We start from the raw sequence: 13,992 nt of genomic DNA on the forward strand, positions 1-13,992 counted from the left end.
GGGTAAGAAAGATAAAGGACAGGGCATATCTTCATGGGCTTGTCAGGAAAGTCGTGTCCGCTCAGGATGTGGAGGGATTGCTCAGGGAGGAGCTAAGGATAGATTAACTAAGACAGGAGAGCCTCAGGCACGCATCTTTATCGGTTAGAGCTTACTAAATAAGGTTTTGCTCTCGCTCTTTTTTTTTACTCTGTGGACTTTCTTATTACCTTTACTGTAAAGGTCTTCCCATCTTTGTCCGGCATTACCTCTATTTTTACCTTACCTTCCTTAAGTTCTCTGGGGTCCTTTATGCCCAGTTCTCTCATGGTCAGTCTAATGCTCTTCCTTAGCTCTTCCTCAAAGAAAAGAAGCTGGATGAAAAGCAGAATCCCCCATCGCATGAGCTTTAAATAAAAATAGGGAAACTCAAGAACCACAGCCAGCGTCCTGAGGGGTTGTTTTAAATGGCGATTTTTTGTGGATAAATACCTTACTGTAATAGATGGGACTTGATTAAACAGGACCAAGAGGAAAAGAAACTTCTTCAGAGTTTTCATGTTTATTAATACAACCCTCCCTCCACCACTTTTCTGACACATTATGCATAGCCAGAGTGGTGTCAGATTTTTTAGGCTTGCGGTGTTTAATTAACTAACATGGAAACGGACATTAAAGTGGGTCTAATATTTGAGGACTCGGAGCTTTCAAAATTTGAAAACTGTAGTGCTTTGGTGTTCTTCTTCAGAGATGATGTGCCTGACAATTTTCCCTCTGTGCTTGTTGACAGAAATTACAGAATACACTTCAGGAACTTTCCCACGGCAAAGCCAGCTCAAACAAAGCATCTGAGAGATGTGGCTGAGGTCTGGCTGGACGAGCTTTACAAAAGACCCTATACCTATACCTACCTGCAGTCTGGCAACTTTATGGACCTGGGGCTTGAGCCCCTTTCTGCCATGTTTGATGTAATTAAACGCAGAAAGAGCTATTTCAACACTGCTCTGGCTCTTTCTATCCCCTTTTTCTTTCTTAGGGAAGGCGTGCCACTCACAAGTGGCTTTGTGCCTGTTGCCTTCAAAGGTCTGGAAAGTGCTTTCCCCCTGAGCCTCTACAAGTGGATACTATCCCCCGTCGCTTTTGCCTTTGCCTTTCACGAATATAGACTGGATGAAATAACGGGTTATTCCCTTCGCTCGCCCAGAGACATTGCTATGAGCTTTCTATCCTTTGCCATGTGGGAAAAGGCGGAGGTGCAGTTTTCCTATGTGGATTTCTTTTTTGAGTTCGCCGAAAAGAAGATAAGAGAGCCTATTCCTTCAGTTTTTCTCTAAAGCCAGCAACTCCTCCAGACCACTTTCAAACTCTGCAGGTTTAAGTGATGTTTCGCCGGATGTCAGTCTTCTATAAGCCCTCTGAGAAACTCCAGCTCCAACACAGGCTCATATGTGTTTCCTTCAAAGTTGTATATGACACCACTTCCAAAGTGTCCAAAGGCTACGCCAAAGAGGTATGCAATCACCACTGGGCAGGAAAAGAAAAAGTGAAGTCTTCTGTGGTGTTTTTTTCCTTTTACTTCCTGCACTGCAGAGGCACATTCCTTTGCAATGGGCTTGAAGTCAGCCGGGTCAATGTTGCCTCTTCCCTCTTCCATCCACAGGAGAAGAACTTCTGCCCCTATGCCTCTGTCAGCCAGAAAAGCCTTTATGTCAGCGACTGGGTTGTGATGTCCAAAGTAGAGGACAACCGCCAGCTCTTCGCCATCGCCTTCAAGGTCCTGTCTGATGTGTCTGTATTCTCCGACCGCTTCCTTGACCTCCCTTGTGTTGAATAGCTCAACCGCATAGTATCTTTTGTCGCCACGCAGGTAGTGGTATACGGCTGAGGGTCTTGTGTGTCCATACAGCACACCAAGGGCAAAGGCAAGGCTTACCGGTCCGTTAATCACAAGATGTGCCCTAAGCCTTCTCTCAAGTGTGTAGTCCAGCCTTTTGACCAGCTGTGAAAACCTTCGGGCTGTTTCCTTCCAGAGCTCACCCTCAAGCCTTCCAGTATGCAGGATAAGCTCCGAGGGGTCTATGCGGTGTATGTGCCAGAGGTTGAGCAGGTTTTCCCTCTTTTCAAAAAACTCCTCAAGTTTTATGGGGTCTTTTGAGACTGCAAGGGGGATGTCCACGAGCTCTGCATTAAGCCAGTCTGTAAGCTCATCCACGCTCCTGAGATGAAAGGGCATGGCAAGCCTTTTGCCCTCCATCTGACAGAGCTGTGCCTTCTTTTCCAGAGAGTCCACCTTTGCAAGCCTGCCGTCCTTTCTGACCCCTCCAGTCCAGCAAAGGTCAGAGGGCAGTTTCTTCACCAGAAAAGACAGAACCATAGCCAGCTGAAAGCTGTTTCCCACAAAGCCACTGTCAAAGAACACACTCAGCCCTTCAGATAAAACTCCTCTTGAGCGCAAATAGTCCGTCACTGGCTTTATGTGTCTTTTTTGCTCCCTTATGTTTGAGTAGTTTTCAGAGGTGTTGGGCACTGCAAGAGCCTTTACGATTCTTCCACCACCATCTGAAACCGCAGGAAACTCAAATTCCACCGCAGGGTTTTCCAGAAGTGCCTTTGCAGTTGCTTTCTTTATACCAAGGGCTCTTGCAAGCATCTCTTCTTCACAGACTGTGGAGCGAAGATGTTTTATCAACTCCAGCTGAACCGCAGGGCTCAGATAGTCCCACTGCCTGAGAAGCTCTCCCAGCTCATCCTCTAAAAGCCCTCTCTGCAGAAAGTTTATGAGGTCTTCCTCCTCAAAAAGGCTAAAGCTCCACAACCTTTAACTCCTCCTGCAGGTTTATGCCAGAAAAGTCTCCTTCAATATCAAGCCTTACGCTTTCAAGCTCTCCTTCGTAGATTACCACACTGCCCACAAGAACCCTTATTAGCCTGCCCACCATCTCCACTGGCAGGTAGAGCCTGAGCACCCTCTCTTTCAAGACCGAAATGTATCTTTCCCCCCTGAAATATCTGTTTTCCGCTGCGAGGGCATAAGTTCTGTATGAGCTCAGCTCTCTTTCCACATCCGGTGTAAGCCTTATGAACTGTCCCTCTTCTCTTTCAGCCTTCTCAGCCTGAGCCAGAAGCGAGTGCATGGTCCACTTTGCCCAGCGTCTGGAGTTGAGTTTTATGAATTTTCTTGTGGCATATTTTAGGTTCTTTGTCTCCAGCACGTAACTCTTAACCCTTAGTAGTTCCTCTGGAGATACCCTGCCGAGCACCTGGCTGCAGTTTTCAATCAGCTCCTTTCTCAGGTAATCCCAGACTGGCACAACGCCGAGCCTGAGACCATGAGACCTGAGCTCATAGACCGGTGCAGACTCCGGCAGAAGCTGGAGATACGAAGTTAGCGGAACGGTTAGAAAAAGTCCTTCGCCAGCCTCTTCCAGCACCAGAAACCTTTCCACGGGCAGACTCCACATTTCCCTTATCTGTCCTACCTGTGGCTCTCTCTTTTCTGGCACCTGAAAAAGCCTGTCAGTTCCCTCTTTCAGACTTTTCTCGTAAGTCTGTAGCAGTTCTATCTCAAGTCCCATCTTTCATCCCTCTATTGGTTATATAACCCTTCTTCTCACACACCTCTGACAGAAACCTTTCTACCGCTATTCTCAGCTCTTCAGGCTCAGCTCCATCAAAGACCTCCTTCAGCCTTCCCTTTCTGAGCCTTTCCCACCTTTTGTAGAGGTTATCCCTAGAGAGACCAGACAACTCCACCTCCACGCCATACAGGCTCTTGCCAAGGTAATAACACAGCACCGGCACATCCTCCTCCCTTATGACTCTCATGAGTGCATCAAACAGAGTGTTACCCTCCGCCTCCACAAAGGCGTGTCTTGTATCTTTTAATATGTCTTCGTAAGTGAGGGGTTTTGCGGTTTCCTCTTCAAAGACCTGAACTTGCAGACTGTAAACCTCCACCCTTCCACCGTTTATGGTATCCACCAGGAGGTTTCTTATCATGCTTTTGAGGTAATTGAGGCTTATAAACTCCAGGCTCTGCCAGTAGTCCTTATTCTTTATGAGTCTGAACCTCAGCTCAGAAAGGAGCTCCTCTTCATAGTCGTCACCTATTTTCCTGACAAGCAGAGACTTCATGTATGGATTTACAGAAACCTGAATAAGTTTTCTTATGTAGTTTTCTTCCTTTTTGCCACCATACAGAAAGCCTGAAAGAAGTGCCTTATAATCCTTCATCTAAAATACTCCCTCCTGAAGCTATCAAGGAACTCAAGGTCTCTACAGACTCCACAGAATTGAAAGCTGAAGTTTTTGAACCTTTCTTTGTGCACTGCGTATGCAAGGACCTCCTTCCTGTTTCTGTCTTTCAGCACAAAGCAATTTATCTCAAGGTTTTTGCACGCACCCTTTCCTCTGTTGTTGCAAAACCTCAAATCTACCACACGTCTTGAATAGGTTTTTGTGGTAAGAAAGATAAGAATGTAAAATTCCTTCTCAAACCTTCCTATAAAGGGTCTTCTCCTTCTGCCCTGAAAGACGCCAAGGTCAGCACGCAAAAACCTTTCCAGCTCAGGCATTACATCCGCCGAGAAAACCCCAAGAAACCTCTCCCCGGAGCTTACCACACCCTCCTCCCCGCCAAGCTTTCTCTGAAAGAGCTCTTCAAAGCTCCTGACTTTTTCCATCAGGAGTAAGATTATAGCTCAATCTTCTCTTACCGCAACCATATCAAAGATGATTACTTCCTTAGTATTTTTTACATAGCACATGCGTATGTCATTGTCAAAGGTGATGGAAGATGCAACCACGCTGAAAGTCTTTGTGCCGGCGGTAATATCTACGAGAACCTCCCTTTCTTTGAAACCCTCACTTTTTAAGTTATCCACAATCCTGTTGAAAACTTTCTGCAAAGTAAGCATATCCTCATACTCCACTGGCTCCTCAAAATGAACTATAGAGGAGTCCACACCTGTTTTTCCCCTTATATAGTCCAGAAACTCCGAGACATACTCTGCACTGCCTGGAGAGGGCAGGAGTATAATTTTTCTGAGCTTAGCCCCTTTAAGCAAACATTCTTTTATCAGCGTTTCCTGCTGGCTCCAGTTGTGTCCAAGTTGAGGGTCCTGGCGTGGAATACTGAGACCCATCACGAGCGCCTTTATCCCTCTTAACTCACCTGCATCGTAGGTTTCCACCTCATACTTCAGCGATGTTATCTTCCTTACTATTCTCTTTATCCACAGGAAAAGTATCACAACTATAAGGAGCGAGAGAACCAGAAGAGTTATAGATGTCCACACATCTGGCAAAAACTTTTCAAGTATGTCCTTTATACTGTCTGGAAACCATCCGTAGAAAAGGGAAGCCAATACGGCTATCGCAAACCCTGACCAGCTACCAATCTCTCCGAAGGAATGCTTTATGCTTTTGTAAAGCCTTCCGCTTCTCACTGTCTGTAATTATATCTGCCACGCTGTCAGATTTCTGACAAGCCTCCAGTTATATAACATTTTTAGAAAAAACTTCAGAAGGTGTGCAGATGAAGAGATTGTCCCTTGCAGGACTGTCAGCCCTTGCGGTTTTTACTTTCTCCTGTGGTGGAGGAGGCGGTGGTGGAGATATAGGTCTGCCAGGTGGGGGTGGGACTGGGGGAGGGAGCATAAGCATAACATCCCTCAGCATCCAGCCTAATAACAACCTTCAGGTTGGAAACACCTACAGCATAAGCTGGAGTGTGTCTCTCAGCGGTTCTGTAACAGGCAACTACCACATTGAGTTCTTTGAGTATTCTCAGCCCACCACCCCTCCCTCTGGCATTACAGGTTTTTACAGAATTGCTCAGAGCAACTGTGGACCAACCTTCCAGAGCATGACAGGTTGCGGTTCAAGTGGTGTGCTTGATTGCGAGGTAAGGAACCTTATGGGAACACCCACAACCCTATGCAAAGTCCGCGGAAGCTCCGCATCACCAACCTCAAAGGCGCTTGCGACCAGTGGGAACGGCTACATAGTGGTCAGAGCTTGTAATGACCTGTTTTCTGTCTGCACAGTAAGAAGCATTCAGGCTACATTCCCTTAAACTCTTCATCCGCCCCCTTCCTATGGGGGCTTATCTTCTCAAAAGGCTTACAAAAAGCGTAAGAAGGAGCGAAAGCAGAATGCTCAGCAACAGGGAAGTTGCAAGGGGAAAGTAGAAGGTAAAACCGTCCCTCTTTATGACTATATCTCCCGGAAGCCTCCCGAGCCCGAGGGGGAGTTTTTCAAAAAGGGTAAGCAGGAGACCAATAACTATAAGAGAGAGACCCATAAGCAGAAGCACCTTGCCCATCTCACTCATACCGCCACCCTCTTTTTTCTGAACATTATAAAAGCTATCACCTCCGCTACCGCCCTGTAGAACTTGGGAGGTATTTCCTCGCCCACCTCCACAAGAGGATACATTCCTCTGGCAAGCTCTTCTTTCCTTATAACAGGCACCCCGTTCTCGTGGGCTATCTCCACTATCTTCTCTGCTACGGGTCCTTTCCCTTTAGCCAGAACTTTAGGAGCCCTGTCTCCTTCCTCTGGGTTGTATCTGAGGGCTATGGCTATGTGGGTGGGGTTTGTTATGACCACGCTTGCCTTTGGAACCTCCTTCATCATCCTTCCTCTTGAAAGCTGTCTCATACGCTTTTTTATGGCACCCTTTATCTGTGGGTTCCCCTCATGCTGTTTGTATTCTTCTTTGACCTCCTCCTTACTCATCCTTATTCTTCTCTCGTAGTCCCATCTCCTGTATCCATAATCAAGAAGGGCGATAAGCATGGCAAAGGCGCTCAGCACAAGTATCAGCTTGAAGACAAGTTTAATCATGTAAAGAACAAAACCTGATACATCCTGAGAAGGTGCTGTCAGGAGCTCTTCCACATCGCCCCTCAGTATGAAGTAGGAAACTACCATGAAAAGGGATACCTTGAGCACATTTTTTACGAGCTCAAAGGCAGTTGTGAGGGAGAAAACCCTCTTTATACCCTCAAAGGGATTTAGCCTTTCCCACTTGAACTGGAGGGGCTTCAGGGTGAATATAAAGCCGAATTGACCCACATGGGCAAGCACAACTGTAAGCAGGGCTGCAGAAAAGAGGGGAAGTAGCATTCCCGGGAAGCGTTCACCCACATATTTAACGACCACAGTGGGATTCATGGATGGGTTTTCCACTATAAACTGCATGAATTTAACCACCTCATAGAAGAGATAACCACCCACAAAGAAGAGGATAACAGAGGAAAGAAATACGGTCAGGGAAGAGGCAAGCTCAGGGCTTTTTGCCACATTTCCCTCCTCCCTTAACTTCTTACGACGGTATGGGGTTGCCTTTTCTGTTCTGTTTTCCTGAGCCATCAATGTCCCCCAATAAGAGCAACAAACTTAATTATATACTCCCTCACATGGGAAGAATAGACAAGAAACACCACAGGAAAAGAAAGAAGAAGTATAACAAAACCTATGAAAACCTGTATTGGTAGTCCAACTATAAACACATTTATCTGAGGTATGAACCTGTTTACAAGGGCAAGCACAAGGTTAAAGACAAGCATCACAACAATCACAGGAAGAGAGACCTTAAAGGCGAGAAGGAAGCTCTCATAGAAAAAGCTCAGAAAGACTTCAGGGTTTATCTCATACAGGCTAAAGCCCCCCGGCGGGACCCTTTCAAAGCTCCTGCCAAGGGAAAGGAGAGTTATCTCCGCACCACCAAGAGCGAGGAAAAAAAGAGTTGCCATGAGGGAAAGGAAAAAGGCAAAGACTGTGGTCTGAGGCTGCTGAGGGTTGAATATGGTGGCAAGACCAAGACCCATGTTAAGACTTATAAACTCACCAGCCATCTGCATGGCGTCAAAAAGGAACCTGAGCATGAGCCCTGCGGTAAAGCCAAAAAGAATTTCCTTAAGCATGGCAAGTAAAAAGTGAGCTGTGGTTGGGAACTGAAGGGGTTTTATGTCTGAGTAGAGAAAAAGGGAAAAGCCTATGGCAGTTGCAAGAAAAACTTTAAAGGTATTTGGCATGAACTCTTTCCCAAACACCGGCACCATGAGAAGAAAGCTGACAATCCTGAGATAGACAAGAAAGAGAGTAAGAAGGGCGTTTATGTCAAGCGTCATCGGAGCCAGGCAGGCATGTTGATTATAAGCTCCTTTGTATAATCAAGGAGCTTGTTAAGCATCCATGCACCCAGCACCAGCACGGTTATATAAGCCGCTATTATCTTAGGTATATAGCTCAGTGTCATCTCCTGTATCTGTGTGGCAGACTGCAGTATGCTGATTATCAAACCCACCAGAAAGGTGGCAATAAGAACTGGAGCAGAGAGCAACAGAGCCATCTCAAGAGCCTTCTGTCCAAAGGATATGACCATATCCGGGCTCATTGATAACTCCTTACCAAGGATAATACTACAAGCTCCCAGCCGTTGGCAAGCACAAAGAGCATTATCTTGAAGGGCAGGGATATTATTTGAGGAGGAATCATAAGTATGCCCATGGATATGAGAATTGAAGCCACCACGAGGTCTATTATAAGGAAGGGTAGATATAGCAGAAAAACTATCTGAAAGGCGGTGGTTATCTCGCTTACCATAAAGGCAGGGATTAGAACGCTGAGAGGAACATCCTGTGGATTCTTTATGTTATCTTTCTCCTCCTTAGGGAGGTTTGCCATGTCAAGGAAGACTTTGAGGCTTTCCTTTCTTGTGTTCTTTGCCATGAACTCCTTCATTATGGAAGAGGTTCTTTCAAAGAAGGTGCTGTCTGTAATCTGGTTTTTAAGAAGTGGCTGGAGTGCATCAGAGTTTATCCTGTCAAAGACGGGCTTCATCACAAAAAAGGTAAGAAAGAGGGCAAGGGAGACTATGACCTGATTGGGAGGAACTGTGGGAACACCAAGCGCCTGCCTGAGAAGGGAAAGGACTATGACAATTCTCACAAAGGATGTGGTCATTATCAGGATAGATGGGGCAAGAGATAGGACAGTGAGAAGTATGAGGAGCCTTATGGAAGTATCCAGCTGACCAGTTCCCACCCTAAGGTCTATGTTGGGGATTATCTGCTGGGCGAGGACAGAGCCAGAGAGAAGAAGACTAAGTATTATCAGCTTCATCCCTGTAAACCACCTCCACAGCACCATCCGTCAATGCCAGAACAAAGAGCTTGCCCCTTATCTCCAGCTCCACAAGCAGCATGCTTTTCCCGAGAGGTATGACCCTTCGGAGCCTGACCTCAGAACCTCTTTCCTCCCTTGTCCATCTCAGTCTCTGTAAAAGAGGAAGGAGGTATGGAAGGGTGATAAGTATGAGGACTATAACTATGCCCAGGGCAACAAGAACACGGAGAAGGTTAAGGAAAAAATCCGTCATGTGGTCTGCACCACAAACTCTGTAAAGTATATGTTTCTGACCCCACCCTCAAAGAGTATAGTGTTTATCCTTTTTATTAGTTCAAGCCTTAGGTTTTCTCTTCCCTCTGGTGTTCTCACGAAGGAGGAGGCCTTGCTGCTTATAACGTCAATTACGGCATCCTTTATTATGGGAAGTCTTCTGTCCACTTCCTGTCTCACCTTTTCGTTGGAAAGCTCAAGGGTTATGGAAACTCTCGCGTAGGCATCCACATCTCTGTCTGCAAGGTTTACGGTGAAGGTGCCAAGGTCCATCATAACGCCTACCTGAGATGGAAGTGGTGCCGTCTCCTCCTTCTTGCCTTTTTTTGAAAAGAGGAATAGGTACGCTCCACCACCCCCTGCAAGGAGAACTATAAGAACCGGAACCAGAAAAAGTATCTTTTTGGACCCACCCCTTTTCTCTTCCTTAGCTTCCTTCGCCTCCTCAGCCATGAGTTAAATTATAGCTTACCTTCTGAGGTTGGCGGTCTGACCGAGCATCTCATCAGCGGCGGTTATGCCCTTTGTGTTGAACTCAAAAGCCCTCTGGGCTATTATAAGGCTCACCATCTCCTCCACTATGTTTACATTGGAAGACTCAAGGTATCCCTGAAGAAGGGTCCCTATGCCCTGGTTTCCAGGGTTGTCCACCACAGGCTCGCCGGAGGCATCTGTCTGTATAAACAGGTTGTTTCCTATTCTTCTCAGACCTGCAGGGTTTACAAACTTGGCAAGTTCAAACCTTCCTACCTCTTCCACTGCGGTGGCACCCTGTCTGAGGACGGTCACCGTGCCATCTGGACCCACACCAACGCTTATGGCATCCGGCGGTATGGTTATTTCGGGGTCAAGGGGATAGCCGTCAGGGTTAACTATTCTCCCATCAGCATCAAGCCTGAACTGTCCATTTCTCGTGTAGGCTATAGTGCCATCAGGCAGGACAACCTTGAAAAAGCCATCTCCCTGAATGGCTATGTCAAGCTGGTTTCCCGTCTGGAAGATGTTGCCCTGCGTAAAGATTCCGTAGGTATCCGATACATAGGTTCCAAGACCAATCTGAAAGCCTGAGGGGTTTCTTGTGGCAGGTGATGTGGGAGCTCCAGGGTCTCTTATGGTCTGATAGACAAGGTCCTGAAAGGTTGCCCTCATCTTTTTAAAACCCACCGTGTTTACGTTTGCCATGTTGTTGGATATGACGTCAAGGTTTGTCTGCTGTGCCGTCATGCCGGAAGCTGATGTCCACAGTGCTCTGAACATGTTTCCCCTCCTTGGTCTTTATTTTAAGGCAAATTCCTCTTCAAGGGTTGGGTCTGGTCTTTTGCCAGTGAGTATATCAATTAGCTCCTTCACGCTTATTATACCCTGTCTTTTGAGCAGGTGTCCGTTGGCACCGCTTATGAATATGCCCTCCTCGTAGTTCCCGAGCCATGCAGAGCCAAGCCTGTCAGCTATGCAGAAGCCCACCTTCCTTGCCTCTTCACCCTTGTTGCAGGGTGTTATGCAGTGAGAAACACAGCCGTTCCAGCCGTTGTATCCAGCAAGGAGCCTTTCTATAAAGGGGGTTCTCACCACCCTGAGTGGATAGCCAACAGGAGACTTGAAAAGCATTATATCATCCTCCTCTGCATTGAGAACCGTCTCCTTGTATATGGGGGGTGCATCGCATTCGTGGGTAGCAATGAAACGCGTTGCCATCTGAACGCCGCTTGCACCCCTTTCCATGTAGTAGAGTATGTCTCTGTAGCTCCAGACTCCACCCGCCACTATGAGGGGTATTCCACCCCATCTCTGAGCCTCCTCAAGCACAGAGGGAAAGAGGTTTTCAAGCTGATACTCTGGCATGAAGCATTCTTCGTATTTAAAGCCCTGATGACCACCAGATTTTGGACCTTCCAGAACCACCGCGTCTGGAAGCCTCTTGTATTTTTTCTCCCATGTCCTGCATATGAGATTCAAAGCCCTCGCAGAGGAAACTATGGGAACGAGGGCAACATCCGCATCACCCACATACTCAGGAAGCCTGAGGGGAAGACCCGCACCAGAGATTATCACATCCGCACCTGCTTCCACTGCATCAGCAGCAACTCTTCCATAGTCAGTTATGGCGCAGAGTATGTTTACCCCTATGGCACCATTACCCTCAGAGAGTCTCTTTGCCTCCTGAATGAGCCTTGTAAGGGCCTCTTTGCTGTGGGTGTATATGGAACCTATAGGTCTTCCAAACTTGTCCCTTTTTACCAGTTCAGGATATCTGTAGCCAGTGCCCACAGCAGACACAACCCCGACAGCACCCTCTTTTGCCACAGCACCGGCCAGCTTTTCCCATGATATACCAACACCCATCCCACCCTGAATTATGGGAACAGGGACAGTTTTATTTCTGAGTCTTAAGGGTCTTAAGGACATAATATACCTCCTGCCTATAAATATAGTCTTTAAAAACATACAGGGCAAGCCTATGTTATTTCCTCTTCCCATGCGAATTTTACTATCCTTTGAATAGTTTCATGACCCAACAGAGCGCATACATCCCTGATTTCTGGATTATAAGCCTTTATAAGGTCCCGCAGAAACCCCACCTGTTTATCTGATGGTCCGGCTTCTATCCTGCCCTTACAGAAGTCTATGAGCACCGATGTTTCTTTCCCGCTGAGAAGATTGTTATCAAGGGCATATTCTATAAGGTCTTTACCCTCTGAAAATCCTGCAGACTTTACCAGTTCTAAAACATGGTTGTGGTAAAGGTGGTCCTTGACCCTTTCATAAAGCATGCCAGTGAGCAGGGCATCCCTGAGATTGTAATCTGCAACCTTCCTGTATTCACCTTTAAGAAAAACATTTCTTATTTTTGAACCATCCATATCGCCCTTGTCTATGGGAAGTTTCATCCTTCTTGATATAAAGTTCAGGGAGTAATGATTCCTTCCAACTCTGAATACATCCCTCAGATCAATATGGTTAACACTTTTTGAATGGAAGTATCTGTAGAAGGCAGGGGATTTTACTCCATGGATGAGAGTTCTTATTTTCAGAAATTCCATGTCAAAGTCCTTACCGTAAAAGGTTACAAGCGTGTCAATCTGCTCAAGCTGTTTCCAGAACAGCTCAACAAGCCTGCTTTCTGATTCAGAGATTCCTTTCTTTAAAGAAAGGGAAGCGTATACAGCTTCAATACTTATTTCCCCTATGTTAACTCTGGAGATTTCTTCCGACTCCTCTTCACCAAGATAAAAAACGTAAGCCACACCTTCTTCTGGAAGGAAAAGGGAAAAGGAGAGGAGAAGAGAAACGTATGGGTTCGTTGAAAGGTCTCTATGAAAGTCCTCCTCTGAGGAGTAGTCTTTCCTTCCCTTCAGGTATGTAACATCTCCCTCTTCAAGCTCTTCAATGGGGCAGAAGGTCTCAATATCAAGGCTGGCAACTTTGCCCATACCACCCCTCCTGAATTTAATTTTAACCATAAACTGACCGCAAACACAAACAAAAATTTTCTTATAGGAGGATAAAGGCGCTTTATTGACTGAGAGTATATGGGAGTTATATTTTAAAATAAGGAGGTGGGAAAGATGATGGATTTGATACTGAACAAACAGACACTATCCAGCAGGGAAAAGTTAGCCTTCTTCAGAAGCCTTCTAAGGTCTGAAATGGATGTTCTTAATGAATACTGTGGCATTGAAAATGTTCCAAAACATTTCGCAATTGAACTCTGCCATCTTCACAACATAAAGAAGGTCAATATAGCGAGGCTTCTGAGCATAATTGAATTCTACGACCCCGAGTTTATAAAAACCCTTGCACTTACAGACCCGAGAGTAAGAAAATTCATAGGATACTACTTTGAGTTTCTCAGGACAAACCCCTATGGTTATGAAGCTGTAGAGCCTCAGAATCTTTTTGGAAACTGGGACTTTATAAAATACAAGCTGAAGGTGCTCTTCCCAGAGCTCAGCCTTGATGAGATAGAAAGGTTCAAGTTCAAAAGAAAGGAATTTGTAGAGTATGTAAAAAAGAAAAGCGGAGAGAGCGAAGAAGTTATTGAGTCAAAGCTAAACAAGGCGACATGGTATGAAACGGTTCCCTACCTTGAGCTTGAAGAGGAAATGTCAAAGCAGTGGCATCCAGAACCGGTAATGACAGAGGAAGACTGGAGCTTTATAAAGAGGCACATAAGGGGAAGAAAGAACGTGGTAATCCTTCAGAATGGAAAGGAAAGGTTTGTTTATGTGGAGGTGGACATACCAGATGAGGAGCTTGACAGGTATAAGAAAGACAGGGAGGGTTTAAAAAAGCTCCTCATGCAAAAGTATAACCTACCGGAGGACGGTGCAGAGCAGATACTCAGGAAAGCTGGATGGGAGTCGGAAACTTACCACATAATACCACCTGTCCATACAGACGTGATTCTTGACTATGGAGAGCTGAAAAAGGAAATACAGGAAGAAATGCTTGAAGAAACAAGAGCAAACTATCACGAGCTCGCAAACTTTATAAGATACCTGGGTGGACTAGAGCTGGAAGAGTTAAACTAACCCGAGTTGCAAGTTATAAGAAATTATGGTAAAAAAAAGCTCCCCATGGAAAACCCATAGGGAGGATTAAGAT

At 46.0% G+C, this 13,992-nt stretch carries 19 protein-coding genes; 3 read left to right on the forward strand and 16 right to left on the reverse strand.

Annotation, left to right across the window (positions count from 1 at the left end):
* Nucleotides 1–185: 185 nt before the first annotated feature.
* The gene (locus ACKRDP_RS09425) at nt 186–539 is read right to left on the reverse strand and encodes a hypothetical protein (RefSeq protein ID WP_409154502.1); all 354 of its coding nucleotides are present in this window, start codon (nt 537–539) and stop codon (nt 186–188) included.
* Between the two features lie 99 nt (nt 540–638).
* Between ACKRDP_RS09425 and ACKRDP_RS09430 the strand changes: the two genes are divergently transcribed.
* Complete coding sequence (locus tag ACKRDP_RS09430) at nt 639–1,313, forward strand: hypothetical protein (RefSeq protein ID WP_409154503.1); 675 nt, start codon at nt 639–641, stop codon at nt 1,311–1,313.
* A 62-nt stretch (nt 1,314–1,375) separates the two neighbouring features.
* Here the strand turns inward: ACKRDP_RS09430 and ACKRDP_RS09435 are convergent, their stop codons facing one another.
* Genes ACKRDP_RS09435 through ACKRDP_RS09455 form a run of 5 tightly spaced genes read right to left on the reverse strand, consistent with a single transcriptional unit; the run spans nt 1,376 to nt 5,426 of the window.
* A complete protein-coding gene (locus tag ACKRDP_RS09435; RefSeq protein WP_409154504.1) occupies nt 1,376–2,794 on the reverse strand; it encodes an SAVED domain-containing protein in 1,419 nt (472 codons plus the stop codon).
* Nucleotides 2,781–3,554, reverse strand: coding sequence for a hypothetical protein (locus tag ACKRDP_RS09440; protein WP_409154505.1), 774 nt, complete (start codon nt 3,552–3,554; stop codon nt 2,781–2,783). The genes ACKRDP_RS09435 and ACKRDP_RS09440 overlap by 14 nt, the downstream gene beginning before the upstream one ends.
* Complete coding sequence (locus ACKRDP_RS09445; protein WP_409154506.1) at nt 3,544–4,212, reverse strand: hypothetical protein; 669 nt, start codon at nt 4,210–4,212, stop codon at nt 3,544–3,546. Before ACKRDP_RS09445 ends, ACKRDP_RS09440 begins: the two co-directional genes overlap by 11 nt.
* A complete protein-coding gene (locus tag ACKRDP_RS09450) occupies nt 4,209–4,661 on the reverse strand; it encodes a hypothetical protein (RefSeq protein ID WP_409154507.1) in 453 nt (150 codons plus the stop codon). Before ACKRDP_RS09450 ends, ACKRDP_RS09445 begins: the two co-directional genes overlap by 4 nt.
* An 18-nt stretch (nt 4,662–4,679) precedes the next feature.
* Nucleotides 4,680–5,426 (reverse strand): hypothetical protein, encoded by a 747-nt coding sequence (locus ACKRDP_RS09455; RefSeq protein ID WP_409154508.1) that lies wholly within the window; start codon nt 5,424–5,426, stop codon nt 4,680–4,682.
* An 89-nt stretch (nt 5,427–5,515) separates the two neighbouring features.
* Between ACKRDP_RS09455 and ACKRDP_RS09460 the strand changes: the two genes are divergently transcribed.
* Complete coding sequence (locus ACKRDP_RS09460; RefSeq protein ID WP_409154509.1) at nt 5,516–6,055, forward strand: hypothetical protein; 540 nt, start codon at nt 5,516–5,518, stop codon at nt 6,053–6,055.
* Nucleotides 6,056–6,085: 30 nt separating this feature from the next.
* Here ACKRDP_RS09460 and ACKRDP_RS09465 read toward each other — a convergent pair whose 3' ends face one another.
* Genes ACKRDP_RS09465 through ACKRDP_RS09510 form a run of 10 tightly spaced genes read right to left on the reverse strand, consistent with a single transcriptional unit; the run spans nt 6,086 to nt 12,848 of the window.
* Nucleotides 6,086–6,313 (reverse strand): DUF2905 domain-containing protein, encoded by a 228-nt coding sequence (locus tag ACKRDP_RS09465; protein ID WP_409154510.1) that lies wholly within the window; start codon nt 6,311–6,313, stop codon nt 6,086–6,088.
* Complete coding sequence (gene flhB, locus ACKRDP_RS09470) at nt 6,310–7,356, reverse strand: flagellar biosynthesis protein FlhB (RefSeq protein WP_409154511.1); 1,047 nt, start codon at nt 7,354–7,356, stop codon at nt 6,310–6,312. Before flhB ends, ACKRDP_RS09465 begins: the two co-directional genes overlap by 4 nt.
* Nucleotides 7,356–8,117: a flagellar biosynthetic protein FliR gene (gene fliR / locus ACKRDP_RS09475; RefSeq protein ID WP_409154512.1), complete on the reverse strand. Its 762-nt coding sequence runs from the start codon at nt 8,115–8,117 to the stop codon at nt 7,356–7,358. Before fliR ends, flhB begins: the two co-directional genes overlap by 1 nt.
* Entirely contained in the window at nt 8,114–8,383 is a 270-nt protein-coding gene (fliQ, locus tag ACKRDP_RS09480) for a flagellar biosynthesis protein FliQ (RefSeq protein ID WP_409154513.1), read from the reverse strand. The genes fliR and fliQ overlap by 4 nt, the downstream gene beginning before the upstream one ends.
* A complete protein-coding gene (fliP, locus tag ACKRDP_RS09485; RefSeq protein ID WP_409154514.1) occupies nt 8,380–9,111 on the reverse strand; it encodes a flagellar type III secretion system pore protein FliP in 732 nt (243 codons plus the stop codon). The genes fliQ and fliP overlap by 4 nt, the downstream gene beginning before the upstream one ends.
* On the reverse strand, nt 9,092–9,367 hold the full coding sequence (locus ACKRDP_RS09490) for a hypothetical protein (RefSeq protein WP_409154515.1): 276 nt from the start codon (nt 9,365–9,367) through the stop codon (nt 9,092–9,094). The genes fliP and ACKRDP_RS09490 overlap by 20 nt, the downstream gene beginning before the upstream one ends.
* The gene (locus tag ACKRDP_RS09495) at nt 9,364–9,840 is read right to left on the reverse strand and encodes a flagellar basal body-associated FliL family protein (RefSeq protein WP_409154516.1); all 477 of its coding nucleotides are present in this window, start codon (nt 9,838–9,840) and stop codon (nt 9,364–9,366) included. The genes ACKRDP_RS09490 and ACKRDP_RS09495 overlap by 4 nt, the downstream gene beginning before the upstream one ends.
* Nucleotides 9,841–9,855: 15 nt before the next feature.
* The gene (gene flgG, locus ACKRDP_RS09500; RefSeq protein WP_409154517.1) at nt 9,856–10,644 is read right to left on the reverse strand and encodes a flagellar basal-body rod protein FlgG; all 789 of its coding nucleotides are present in this window, start codon (nt 10,642–10,644) and stop codon (nt 9,856–9,858) included.
* A gap of 18 nt (nt 10,645–10,662) precedes the next feature.
* Nucleotides 10,663–11,793, reverse strand: coding sequence for an NAD(P)H-dependent flavin oxidoreductase (locus tag ACKRDP_RS09505; RefSeq protein WP_409154518.1), 1,131 nt, complete (start codon nt 11,791–11,793; stop codon nt 10,663–10,665).
* 50 nt (nt 11,794–11,843) lie between these two features.
* On the reverse strand, nt 11,844–12,848 hold the full coding sequence (locus ACKRDP_RS09510; RefSeq protein ID WP_409154519.1) for a ribonuclease H-like domain-containing protein: 1,005 nt from the start codon (nt 12,846–12,848) through the stop codon (nt 11,844–11,846).
* Nucleotides 12,849–12,953: 105 nt separating this feature from the next.
* Between ACKRDP_RS09510 and ACKRDP_RS09515 the strand changes: the two genes are divergently transcribed.
* Complete coding sequence (locus tag ACKRDP_RS09515) at nt 12,954–13,919, forward strand: hypothetical protein (RefSeq protein WP_409154520.1); 966 nt, start codon at nt 12,954–12,956, stop codon at nt 13,917–13,919.
* Nucleotides 13,920–13,992 lie beyond the last annotated feature (73 nt).

Source organism: Pampinifervens navoyensis, assembly GCF_046159715.1.
Lineage (GTDB): Bacteria > Aquificota > Aquificia > Aquificales > Aquificaceae > Pampinifervens.